Source organism: Paenibacillus sp. MT124, from assembly GCF_058792755.1.
Genome location: NZ_CM179500.1, coordinates 4613256 through 4625076, shown reverse-complemented (window position 1 = coordinate 4625076; position 11821 = coordinate 4613256). Strand labels below are relative to the sequence as shown.

Sequence of the window (11821 nt, the reverse complement as noted above, 5' to 3'; positions counted from 1 at the left end):
TGTAAACTCAAATGCCTGTATACTATGTAATGTTGTTCGGAAAGCTTGACAGACAATCGCTGGTGGCCTTGTTGCCACGAGAGGAAAGTCCGGGCTCCACAGGGCAGGATGCTGGATAACGTCCAGTCAGCGCGAGTTGAAGGATAGTGCCACAGAAATGGACCGCCGATGGCCGGATTTTCCGGTACAGGCAAGGATGGAACCGAGGTGTAAGAGACCCCGAGGAACGCTGGTGACTTCGTTCCTGGTAAACCCCATCTGGAGCAAGACCTAATGGGACACAGCCGACTCTTCGGAGGAGGCAGCCTTAGCCCGAGGTGTGTCTAGGTTGGTCGCTTGAGCTGTGCAGCAATGTATGGCCTAGATAGATGATTGTCGCTTGTGGTGGGAGGGTAGTTCCCGTTTGAACCACGAAGAGCACAGAACCCGGCTTACGGTAAGCTTTCCAAACTGCAACAACATGTATTGAAACGATTTACTCACATTTAATTGTACTTTTCTTCTAAAAAAATTTAAACATCAATAAGGCGACAGAACCCGATATTCTCGGATCTGCCGCCTTATTTTTTTTACGCATTAAGCTCTGAGTGGATACTAGTCATAATACAGTTAATGACAGTTTATTACAGTGTAACCGCCGTATCAGATTGTACAGCAGCATGCCAGCGCTGAATAGCTCGGTCCATACGTTCAACGGCTTCAGGAAGCTGCTCAGGGTCTGTATGCGTGAAGTTGATACGCATCCGGTTCAGTTCAGGAGTTCCGGCATAGAAGGAATCACCAGGTACAATGCACACTTTTTCCTGAATACCGTAAGTAAACAAATTGCTGGCTGCCATCGCTTCAGGCAGTTCGAGCCACAGGAACATGCCGCCCTGCGGAGAATTCCAAGTGATTCCTTCCCAAGCTTTCTTTTTCATGAGGGAAGTCATGGTATTCATTCGTTTGGCGTAGTCCTTGGAAATGCTGCGAATATGCCCATCAAGATCAAACGTTTCGAGTAAGGCATGAAGAGCTCGCTGGTCGATGCTGCTGGAATGCAGATCGGCTCCCTGTTTCGCTCGTGCAGCGATCTTAACAATATCTGCTGAAGCAAGAATCCAACCCGTACGAAGTCCTGGAGCTACGGTTTTGGAGAATGTGCTCGTATAGATGACGTTGGATGGTCCATCGTAGGACGCTGCATCCAGTTCGACGAGCGAAGGCGCATCCAGTTGTTCCGGATTGAAACGGATTTCGCCATAGGGATCATCCTCCAGAATGAGCACTCCGTATTTGCGACATAGGTCAACGGCCTGCTGTCTTCTGGTGCGACTCCACACTTTGCCTGAAGGGTTGGAGAACGTTGGATTAATGTATACCAGTTTCGGCTGATGCTGTTTTAACTGTTCTTCAAGGGATTCAGGGAGCATGCCTTCTTCATCACAGGCTACTCCATGGGATTCGGCCTGATAAGAATGGATAACTTGAAGAGCAGCCAGGTAGGTTGGTGATTCAACCAGTACGCGGTCACCTGGATCAAGCAGAATACGGCACACCAGATCTATGGATTGCTGTGATCCTGTAGTCAGGAGCATATGATCGGGGGAAGCGGGAATGCCCTTGGATTCCAGACGCTCGGCAATTTTGGCGCGCAGCGGTCTGTAGCCTTCCGTTTCTGCATATTGAAGGGCAGCTGCACCGCTCATAAACACCTGTTGATATGCGTCACGTATAGCCTCAACCGGGAATGATGACTGTGCTGGCAAACCTCCGGCAAGGGATATCATTCCAGGCGCCTGTGCAGCCTGAAGCATGTCGCGAACGACAGAGGACGGGGTGTTTAAAGCCATTTTGGACCAAGGGATACTCATCGTGTTCTCATCTCCTGTTATTCACTGTTATACTGATATTATAAACTATAATAGCCGGAATGCGATATAACAGTAAAATGTGGATGATAACAGTTGGGGGAGCGGGCAGATGCACATTGAATTGAAACGGGGAAGCAGTACCAAATTGTATATTCAGATCGCGCTTACACTCGCAGATCGGATCCGTTCAGGATTGATTGAGCCTGGAACACGACTGCCGTCTGTACGTAAAATGACCGCGGACCTGGGAGTAAGTCTCGTTACCGTGTCTAAGGCGTATGCTGAACTTGAGGCCATTCAACTGATAACCTGTTCACAGGGAAAAGGATGCTATGTACGCGGGGCCCAGGAGATGGATCAAACGGTGGATACAGATAAAAAACAGCAAGCCGAGCGAAATCACGATAATAATACCCCGTGGAACTGGCAGATGGCACTTGTGGATTATTTGCCGCGTGCGCAGCTTTGGCGGCATTTTGATGCGTCTCCTCAGGTTCAGTATGAACTGCATATGTCAGCCATCCAGCCCGAGCTGCTGCCAACGACTGAAATTATTAATAGTGCCTACAGGCTGTCCTCCGACCACCCTGAACGCATGGCAGCGTATGGCTCTTTTCAGGGGGACCGGGAACTTCGCCAAACCTTTGCAGGCCATTTTGCCGAAAGGGGCCTGCAAGTCGCCCCAGAGCGAATGCTAATTACAAGTGGGACACAGCAGGGGATCGACTTAGTTGCCCGCACCTTCGTTGGGCCAGGAGATGTGGTCTATATGGAGGCTCCTACATATACGGGCGCAATTGATGTATTTACGAGCAGGGGAGCCAAAATCATTACCGTGCCAATGGACGGTGAAGGCATGCGTATTGATCTGTTGACACGCCTCTGCGACACGTACCCGCCAAAGTTGATCTATACCATCCCTACATACCACAATCCGACAGGTGTAACGATGAGTGCCAAAAGACGGGCCCAGTTGTTGAATCTGGCTCAGAGTTATCACTGTCTCATTTTGGAGGATGATCCATTCGCTGATCTGTATTTCCGCGATTCTCCTCCTGCGTCCATTAAATCGATGGATGCTACAGGCCATGTCGTTTATATCAAAAGCTTCAGCAAGGTGCTGTCTCCAGGTTGCCGCGTAGCCTGCGCCATCGCTGAAGGGAGTGTGCTGACCCGTTTGGTTGCAGCCAAATCCACGGCAGATCTGGGCAGTCCTTTACTTACACAAAAGGCAATTCAATCCTTCATTCAGCATCAGTATAGCTCCTATATCGTTCGATTACGCGAAGAGCTGTACGCGAGACTACAGGCAGCATCCGATGTTCTGGAGGAGTACCGTGTGCCTGGTATGTACTGGGTCTTGCCTGAAGGTGGGTTAAACCTGTGGCTTCAGCTGCCAGATGGTCTGGATATGCGGGAGCTCCACCGTCAGTCTCTGGCTGCAGGAGTTTCTTTTTTGCCGGGATCTGCTTGTTATGTAGGTGAGACGGATACGGCAAGTCTGCGAATCTGCTTTACCGTAACGAATCTGAAAGGGTTGTGTGAAGGGCTTCGTGTGTTGTGCGCTGTTATTCAGAGGGTCATGCCTACGCAGGGGGGAACAGCAGCGGACAGGCTCCCGCTCATTTAATTTTTTGGAACAAGGACATACATCCAATCCACTTTCGTCCTAGTGCAATACGTTATAGTATCACTTGAAAGGGAGTTGGTTTTAAATGAACCATTACTGTCCACCGCTTTGCCCGATTGTATGTGACCCGATCCAGGTTGTTGAGGATTACTACGTTCCGCAGATCGTACCTGTCATCCACCCGATCGAAGTCATCAAAAAAACGCACTGTGTGCCAGTTCATCACCATTTGTATCCTGTCGTTGTCAAAGAAGAAGATCCTTGCTATGTATCCAGCTATAACAGCAAGAAAAAATCCGTGAAAAAATCCGGCAAAGCCCGCACATCGTCCCGCAAACGCTAGTCGCAGCGGGTGCCCCGGGGAAATAGAGAACAGCTCAAAAAGCAGCATACGCCCCGGGGCGCAGCTGCTTTTATTTTTGTACACGAAGCAAATTGAGTTTCAATCCACAAAAGGCTACTTCGTATATTTTTTCATCGTATTATCCATCTGCTGCCTCACATGTTGTGGCCAAAACTGTAAGGGTGCACTATTGCTTGAAGCGGACTGAAGGGCCTTGTAGACATCGACCTGACCATAACCATAATACTTGTCGTGACCGGGGTCACCAAGGTCGATGACACTCTGACGCATCAGGTCCATGACCTCCGTATTGGTCAGATCCGGATTCAACGAACGAATTAATCCAGCAAGTGCAGCGACATGGGGGCTGGCCATTGACGTTCCGGATAGGGCGGCATATTGATTGTTGGGATACGTGCTAGCGATGCTGCTGCCAGGTGCCATTACATCCACATAATCGCCGTAGTTGGAATACGAAGCCTTATTCATATCTGGATCGGTAGCCGAAACTGCGAACACCTCGGGATAAGCGGCAGGATATCCAGGCCGTTCAGTGTTATCATTCCCGGTTGCAGCAATCAGGACAATATCGCGATCGAAGGCATACTTGATGGCATCATGGAGGAATTGGGCATCTGCATAATTGCCCAGACTCATGTTGATGACCTTGGCACCGTGGTCCGCAGCCCAAATGATGCCTTCGGCCACGGCATACGTGGTTCCTGAACCTGAATTGTCCAGTACCTTCACGGGAAGAACCTTGTTATACCAACTCATCCCCGCCACGCCTTCGCTGTTATTGACAATAGCGCCAATGATTCCGGCTACATGTGTACCATGGCCCACATCGTCAAGTGGCTTGCTCTTCGGATCAACGACGTTATAACCCTCCAGCAGCTTGCCTTTCAGATCCGGATGATTGAGGTCCACTCCGGTATCCACTACGGCAACAATAACGTCTTCTTTCCCTTTTGTAATATTCCAGCCCCGATTGGTTTCAATAGCGGGGAGATTCCATTGGTAATCCGTGAACAGAACATCGTTGGGAATCGTTACATCCGTATCGGTTTGTTCAGGTGCTGCTTCATTGGTTAAATACATGTAGTGGGGTTCCATATACAGCGGATTCCATTTGCGTTCAAAATAGGAATGCAGCTGCTCGTAGTTCATGTGTTCTGAACGAAAAACATAAGTGTATCCCAGCTTACGCGCAGATTGGGTACGCAAATCGGATTTGATGATCCGCATATCCCGTTCACCCGGCTCCTGTCGGAAACGAATAACGATTTCATTTTCATAAAAATGGCTGGCATTGGCATTATCATGACCTGTTTTTACCGTGACTTCGTTAAGGGTATCTGGGTGTACGGATTCGATTTTGAATTTGCCCTCACGCGGGTAAGGAATCATGCGAAGATTTTTGCGCTGGTGTTGCTCCACCGCATTCAAGACACTTTGGCTAAAGAGTGCAACAACCGCTTTGTTCCCATCCTTGGAGGGCAGGCCCATTACGAAATATTTTTCTTTGCCTAGAGGAAATGAGGAAGATTCGAAGCTTTGGCGTTTCATTACCGCTTTTTTCGCAAGGTTAAGGGAGTGTTCCAGTTTTTGCTGCTCCACTTTGCTTCCTTGACCAGATTCTTTAGCAAAATGTTTTTTGACGGTTCCCTTGCTATCCAGCACATCAATGGAACGAATATGATCGTGTGTACGCTGTAAATCCTGAACGTACCGACCGAACTCGGCTTCATTCATAGTGGCGCTCTTCTCAAGCATTAAGCGGAGATGCTGCTTGGCATCCATACGTGTCAGTAAATCTGTCGCTTTCACATCCTGGACTTTTAAACGCTGTTTATTTGCATGTTCCTCATGAGGAGCATCGGGCATGGCACTCGGCTCAGGTGCAGGACGGTTGGATGTCGGAAGCAGCAGGGTCAGTGCAAGCGCTCCTGCACCGGCGGCAATGGCCCAGTTTATCCATTTAGGTCTGGACATGGGGAATATAACCTCCTCTTGTATTTTGGACAGCAGTCATGAGTTTCCTGTATTCATCGTTGTCCTTGGCATAGTTCTATCGTTAGGAAAAGCGGTTATTTTTATGCAGGTTAAAACGGAGCTGACTTCGCTTAATGGGTAAGGATCGTGGCGGATATGTAAAGGATGATTAAGGGATACCGCTCGTCATCTTTTTATGGTAGGATAGTAGCTGAGAATTCAAGGTCAGGGGACAACCACCGTGGCCGACCTATATGTAAGGACTTATTTAAGGGGGAGCTACCTTTATGTCAGCAGCCAATGTACAGAAAACTTGTGAGTCAACTAGGGAAAAGTTAAAACCTGCTATCGATCGGATCGAACAATTTTTGAATGAAAATGCCTTGCCTGAACTGGATCAGAACCAGACTGAGGAATCGACAACCTTCTACAAAGGATTTCTTTCGGATCTCCGTCATTTGCTTGTTTTTTCTGAAGTTTCTTACGAAAAACTTGGCGTTGTGCTGCGTCGTGCCAATTTTGATGTCGATTTTGCCGAAAAGGCTCTCTATAATACCTATCATCAATGCGTAAACAGCTTTTTCTATCCCAAAAATGAATGCTATTCCGAAGACGGAAGATATGCGTACACAGGCCAGGATGCCATTCGCTTCCGTGACAAGCCGGTTCGTGCAGTACGCGATGTTATTCTTGAAGTTTCCAAAACGTATGAAGAACTGCGCGATGATCTGGCCTTTTATGAAAGTGACTATTTGACCCAGCGCCGGATGCAGAATCAACGCAATCACGCATAGTTTAGCTGTACCCACTTTATAAAATGGATGAAACCGCCAGTAATGGCGGTTTTTTTGGCGTTCTCAGACAAGAAAAGAGTGGCTAAATTCATGTCATCATCTGACATCTCGCCAGAGAATAGCCGATTTACACTGGGGAGACAATAGATGTCGAGGTGATAAATATATGAGCCAAGACAAGCCAATTGTCAAATGCAGTGTGTCCAACTGTCATTTCTGGGGAGAAAACAATTTCTGTCACGCCGATGCCATCATGATTGACATCGACCAACACGCTACCCGTCGTTTGCATGAAGAATTTGCTGGAGAGACGTTTGATTCGGATCATCAGGATCATGCGCGTACTTCTTCGGCAACATGCTGTCACACATTCAAACCCAAATGAGCAGTCATCCCTAATTATTATGGAGGTGCTTTGAAGTGAAGAATGATAATAAAGAGGATTATCCATTTCATCGTTCCAAAACTGCCACTCCCGCCAATGTAAAAAAACGTGAGCGTGTGGATTATCCGCGACGTGAACATCGCGAGGAGTATGGTGCAGAGGTTGCACCTCCGGCTTCTGTACGTACAGAACGCGCTGAACCGGCAGCAGCAGCCCCGGAAAAGCATGAAGCTGACCGCGTTATGGAGTCAACCGGTAAGGTCTCTGGTTATATTGGACTTGCTTGCGGGATTGCGTCCTTATTTATGTGGTCTATCGTACTTGGTCCGGCTGCAGCCGTGCTTGGTTATTACGCTTATGTAAACGGGCGTAAAACGGCCGGAGCTTGGTCCATTGGACTGGGAGCACTCGCTACGATCAGTTATTTCTTCATGATTCCATTTGCCCGTTAAACTCTTGTTGACGAAAAATACATGTTTTTAGCCAGCAATTTTGAACTGAATAGGGCATATCTTAACCTTCTCCCTTCCCGTAAATCCGGGTTATGGGTGAAGGTTTTTCGCGTTTACGCAAACAGAAGAATAAATGGGTTTATTTTTCTGAAAATCATGGCAGATTTTTGTAAAACGATGTAGAATATAGGCATAATATACGTTTATTTATACGGGAGTGGGAAAACAGATGCAGATTGATCCAAACGGGTCACGGCAGTTACTGGAACTTCAATTGTCCAATGTTGCCAATCAAACGAATGTATCAGGTGAAACTGTGGGTTCATCGTCAGACTTCGCCGATATGATGGACGGGCTGTTGAGTTCGAGTACAAATGCTTCGAACAGCAGCGATTCATCTTCTTCAACGTCAATGGGCATCTCCAAAAGATCCAGTGACGGCTTGTTGTGGTTACAACTGGGCAGTTTGTATACTACGGATGCAAGTGTGAATTCTTCCAGCAGCAGTGAGAATGTATCTTTGTCTACACATACCAGTACTGTAAATGCTGATGCCAAGGGATCCGTTCCAACCGATTTTGAATCTCTGATTGCAGCGGCAAGTGCCAAGTATGGAGTACCTGAATCTCTAATCAAGGCTGTCATTGACACGGAATCCGGATTCAATCCGAACGTAGTATCATCCGCAGGTGCCAAGGGATTAATGCAATTAATGGATGGGACTGCAGCTGGTCTCGGTGTAACGAATGCCTTTGATCCTGCTCAGAGCATTGATGCCGGAACCAAATATCTCTCCCTTCAGCTTCAGCGTTTTGGTGGCGAGGTGAAGATGGCGCTCGCCGCTTATAATGCTGGTCCAGGGCGCGTTTCCCGTTTGGGTGTGTCAAACGACAGTGAGCTGATGAGTGTACTTAACCAGTTGCCTGCGGAGACACAGGCGTATATTTCCAAAGTGGAAAAAGCACAGTCAAAATATACGGTATAGCGTCAAAGATCATTGTTTTACAGCGAGTTCAGGAGGAGATCAATTCGGGAGCATGCCTGGGAAGCCAGCCTGTTCCTGATTGGTCTTTTTGTGTTGGGACGGGATCGTGTTACAATGCTCACTGTAGGATTAGAGAACATCTGAAGGAGGTCTGACCTCATTTGAAATATTTTGATTATGCAGCAACAACTCCTCCTGATTCAGACGTAGTTCGAACGATGGCTGAAATTATGGAGGCACATTTTGGCAATCCGTCATCCATTCATGGGTACGGAGAACGAGCGGATCAACTGTTGAGGCGTGCACGCTCCGGGTGCGCAGCAGCACTTGGTGTTAAGCCCGAAGAGATCGTGTTCACTTCAGGGGCAACGGAGAGTAACAACCTCGCCATAAAAGGAGCGGCACTTAGGTATCAGACACGGGGAAAACATCTGATTACGACGGCTACCGAACATGCTTCCGTATATGAGAGTTTTTTGCAGCTGCAGCAGTGGGGCTGGGAAGTAACCTGGCTGCCCGTGGATTCGGATGGCCGTGTAAGCACTCAGCAGGTGATGGATGCATTAAGACCGGACACAGTTCTTGTCAGCCTGATGCATGTAAACAATGAAACAGGGATCATCCATCCCGTTGCAGAGATAGGCAGCCGTTTGAAAAGTGCTGCACCGCGCGTGCTTTTTCACGTGGATGGGGTACAGGGGTTTGGCAAACTGGAAGCAAAGCCCGCTTCGTGGGGAGCTGATCTGTACAGTTTATCTGCTCACAAAATCCGTGGTCCGAAAGGAGCGGGACTCCTATATGTACGAAGTGGAGTGGAACTTACCCCATTGCTGTCTGGTGGTTCGCAGGAGCAGGGCATGAGAGCAGGAACAGAGAATGTTCCCTTGCTTGTAGGTATGGCAAAAGCGATGCGTCTTGCGGCAGAACGGCAGCTGGAGTTTGCTGAACGTGCCACAGTGCTGAGAGATCGGATTATGGAAACTATTGAAACCATTCCTGAACTTCATCTGAACAGCCGACAGGATGGAGCTCCCCATATTATTCACTTTTCCTATCCGGGGATGAAGGCTGAAGTTGCGCTCCATACGCTGGAGCAGCTTGGGATCATTGTTTCTACACAATCAGCATGCTCCTCCCGCTCTGCGGAGCCCAGCAGAGTCCTTCTTGCGATAGGAAGAGATGCCGCGAGCGCATCAGGAGGTTTGCGGATTAGTCTAGGTTACGAACATACAGAAGAGGATGTGGCCTTGCTGGAACAAGCGCTGCATCAGATGGTGGCGCAGCTGCGCCCGTTGGAAAGGCGGATGTAAAGTCAAATGAAATATGATATGCTGCTTCTCCGTTTTGGAGAGTTTATGCTGAAAGGCAAAAATCGTTCACGTTTCGAAAAAACCATTATTACTCAGGTAAGGGCCCTGCTCAAGCCATATCCAGGCGCAAGCTTGCGCAAGGAATTTGGTCGATTGTATGTGGATCTCGGGGGGCATTCCCATACCGAACTGATTGCCGTACTCAAACGGGTTTTTGGGGTAATGTCCATCAGTCCGGTTAAAGTAACTCCTTCTGTGCTTGAGGATATCGTGGAAACGGCTGTAGCTTTCATGGATGAGAGAGAAAACGAGTTCAAGGAAGGTACGACGTTCAAAGTGAATACCCGCCGGGTGTGGAAAGAGTATCCTCATTCTTCACATGAAATGAACCACATGGTGGGTTCCCCGATATTAAGAAAGTTCCAACAGCTTCGTGTGGATGTACGTCATCCGGACATTGAACTGCGAGTGGAGATTCGAGATCAGGGGACCTATATCTTCAATGAAGTGATTCCCGCTGTCGGCGGGTTCCCTCTGGGTACCAACGGCAAAGCGATGGCGCTGCTGTCGGGAGGAATTGATAGTCCTGTAGCGGCATGGGCCTCCATGAGGCGTGGACTGGAAGTGGAATGTGTACACTTTTACAGTTATCCGTTCACCAGCCAGCGTGCCAAGGAAAAGGTGATCGATCTGGCTCGTGCCTTGGCTGATCATGCCGGTACCATCAAACTGCACCTGGTTCCTTTTACGGAGATCCAAACGGCATTCACCCAGCTGGGTCAGGATAATCTGATCATCACCCTGATGCGCCGTTCCATGCTGCGAATTGCGACCAAGCTCGCTGAACGTGAGCGGGCGCTTGCATTAATTACCGGGGATAGCCTTGGTCAAGTTGCAAGCCAGACGCTGCCAAGTATGAATGTCATCGGACGTGCAACAGAACTACCGCTTTTGCGTCCTCTCGTCATGATGGACAAGCAGGAAATTATTACATTGTCCAAACAGATTGGAACATATGATATATCGATTCTGCCTTACGAGGATTGCTGCACGCTGTTCGTGCCCAAATCACCTACAACGAATCCGAATCTTCGCATTGTGGACAAAATTGAAGCAACAATGAGCCATCTGCCGGAATGGATAGATGAAGCTGTCGCTCGGACGGAAACCATCGTTCTGCATGCTGGGGAAGCAGCTCCTGCAACGAGTGAAAATACGGGGAATGAAATCAAGGAAGACTGGTTCTGATTCTATTCCCTTGAACTGGTAGAATGACATAATAAGGACTATGTTGCCTGAGATGGAAAAAAAGGACCGGCCGATGGCAAATCGGCTGGTCCTTTTTTTGTGTATCTTTATTTTACGAATAGGATCGCTGGTGCTCTCCACCTTGTCTACTGCTGGAGCGTTTGCGGTATCCTGCGAATACCACGCCTGCAACGACCAGCACGATAAACAGAATGCGAAGGGCAGGATGCTCGGTGAAAAACGGCACAAGCCGGTGTTCCTCTGTAATCATGTGGGATGCGGTATAACCGAGTACAATGGCCCCCAGATATATAATCCATGGGAAGTGATTGATTAACTTGATGAACAGGGTGCTTCCCCATACGATGATCGGTACACTGATCAACAATCCGATGATAACGAGTACCAGATGCTGTTCAGCCGCGCCAGCCACTGCAATGACATTGTCCAGTCCCATGGCAGCATCTGCAATGACGATGGTGCGAACGGCAACCCATAAGGAGCTGCCTGCCTTAATATCACTATGTTCTTCACCTTGGTCAGCCAATAGTTTATAAGCAATCCAGATCAGCAAAACGCCACCTACAAGCAGCAGCCAAGGCACCTTAAGCAGCCAGAGTACAACCACTGTGGCTACAATCCGAATCACTAGCGCACCCGCTGTCCCGTAGAGAATCGCTTTTTTCTGCACTGAAGGGTGCAAATTACGTGCAGCAAGGCCGATAACGATTGCGTTATCGCCAGCCAGCATGAGATCAATAAATACAATTTTCACCAAAGCAAGCCAAAAAACAGCGCTAAAAAGCTCCATATGCTGTCACTCCCT

Annotated in this window: 11 protein-coding genes and 1 other RNA gene; 9 read left to right on the top strand and 3 right to left on the bottom strand. The window is 48.4% G+C overall.

Features of this window, described 5'->3' with window-relative positions:
- The first annotated feature begins 40 nt into the window (after positions 1-40).
- An RNA gene (rnpB, locus tag AC3RCI_RS20930) (RNase P RNA component class A) lies at positions 41-449 on the top strand.
- A gap of 174 nt (positions 450-623) precedes the next feature.
- Here rnpB and AC3RCI_RS20925 read toward each other — a convergent pair.
- Complete coding sequence (locus tag AC3RCI_RS20925; RefSeq protein WP_336780553.1) at positions 624-1853, bottom strand: aminotransferase-like domain-containing protein; 1230 nt, start codon at positions 1851-1853, stop codon at positions 624-626.
- Positions 1854-1962: 109 nt separating this feature from the next.
- On the opposite strand from AC3RCI_RS20925, the gene pdxR reads away from it, so the two are divergent.
- Together pdxR and AC3RCI_RS20915 are read left to right on the top strand one after the other, a co-directional pair.
- The gene (gene pdxR / locus AC3RCI_RS20920; protein ID WP_492471454.1) at positions 1963-3483 is read left to right on the top strand and encodes a MocR-like pyridoxine biosynthesis transcription factor PdxR; all 1521 of its coding nucleotides are present in this window, start codon (positions 1963-1965) and stop codon (positions 3481-3483) included.
- Positions 3484-3568: 85 nt separating this feature from the next.
- Entirely contained in the window at positions 3569-3826 is a 258-nt protein-coding gene (locus AC3RCI_RS20915) for a hypothetical protein (RefSeq protein WP_127537761.1), read from the top strand.
- A gap of 114 nt (positions 3827-3940) precedes the next feature.
- Here the strand turns inward: AC3RCI_RS20915 and AC3RCI_RS20910 are convergent, their stop codons facing one another.
- Positions 3941-5821 (bottom strand): S8 family peptidase, encoded by a 1881-nt coding sequence (locus AC3RCI_RS20910; RefSeq protein ID WP_336780555.1) that lies wholly within the window; start codon positions 5819-5821, stop codon positions 3941-3943.
- 287 nt (positions 5822-6108) lie between these two features.
- Here AC3RCI_RS20910 and AC3RCI_RS20905 point away from each other — a divergent pair, with 287 nt between their 5' ends.
- From AC3RCI_RS20905 to thiI, 6 genes are all read left to right on the top strand, one after another.
- A complete protein-coding gene (locus tag AC3RCI_RS20905; protein ID WP_095289915.1) occupies positions 6109-6615 on the top strand; it encodes a YpuI family protein in 507 nt (168 codons plus the stop codon).
- Between the two features lie 166 nt (positions 6616-6781).
- The gene (locus AC3RCI_RS20900; protein ID WP_095289916.1) at positions 6782-7000 is read left to right on the top strand and encodes a DUF1540 domain-containing protein; all 219 of its coding nucleotides are present in this window, start codon (positions 6782-6784) and stop codon (positions 6998-7000) included.
- Between the two features lie 35 nt (positions 7001-7035).
- The gene (locus AC3RCI_RS20895) at positions 7036-7452 is read left to right on the top strand and encodes a hypothetical protein (protein ID WP_402876077.1); all 417 of its coding nucleotides are present in this window, start codon (positions 7036-7038) and stop codon (positions 7450-7452) included.
- A 229-nt stretch (positions 7453-7681) separates the two neighbouring features.
- Positions 7682-8437 carry a lytic transglycosylase domain-containing protein gene (locus AC3RCI_RS20890; RefSeq protein WP_492471569.1) on the top strand — a complete coding sequence of 252 codons (756 nt, stop codon included), beginning with the start codon at positions 7682-7684 and terminating at the stop codon, positions 8435-8437.
- A 161-nt stretch (positions 8438-8598) separates the two neighbouring features.
- Positions 8599-9747, top strand: a complete 1149-nt coding sequence (locus AC3RCI_RS20885) for a cysteine desulfurase family protein (RefSeq protein ID WP_492526204.1) — start codon at positions 8599-8601, stop codon at positions 9745-9747.
- Positions 9748-9753: 6 nt separating this feature from the next.
- Complete coding sequence (gene thiI / locus AC3RCI_RS20880; protein ID WP_336780558.1) at positions 9754-10995, top strand: tRNA uracil 4-sulfurtransferase ThiI; 1242 nt, start codon at positions 9754-9756, stop codon at positions 10993-10995.
- 112 nt (positions 10996-11107) lie between these two features.
- Here the strand turns inward: thiI and AC3RCI_RS20875 are convergent, their stop codons facing one another.
- Positions 11108-11806 (bottom strand): TerC family protein, encoded by a 699-nt coding sequence (locus AC3RCI_RS20875; protein ID WP_492526202.1) that lies wholly within the window; start codon positions 11804-11806, stop codon positions 11108-11110.
- Positions 11807-11821: the final 15 nt, after the last annotated feature.